This window comes from Paenibacillus xylanexedens (assembly GCF_007676705.1).
Taxonomy (GTDB): Bacteria; Bacillota; Bacilli; order Paenibacillales; family Paenibacillaceae; genus Paenibacillus; species Paenibacillus xylanexedens_C.
In genome coordinates this window covers 1-231 of sequence record NZ_VEBF01000728.1, presented here as the reverse complement: position 1 = coordinate 231, position 231 = coordinate 1, and the positions used below count along the sequence as shown (strand labels likewise).

At 52.8% G+C, this 231-nt stretch carries 1 pseudogene; it reads right to left on the bottom strand.

Going from position 1 to position 231, the window contains the following annotated elements:
* Nucleotides 1-46: 46 nt before the first annotated feature.
* Nucleotides 47-231, bottom strand: a pseudogene (locus tag FS628_RS32410) (peptidoglycan-binding domain-containing protein); the annotation flags it as partial.

Genomic DNA, 231 nt, shown 5'->3' with positions numbered 1-231 from the left:
CCTGGAACAAATACTCTTTACCTAAGACATTCCCATAAAGGTCTTCTCAACTTCCAATCCCGCGACTCACATCAAACTTCTCACCTCCTCCATCCTCTCCCTTCACCACCCCTTCAACACCTCCCCCCATCACCCCTCCTTCAATAACTCTACCTCTACTACCCCCCCTCATCCTCACACCCCATCCCTTCCCAGACTCTCCACCCACATCACCACCATTACCCCCTCCTC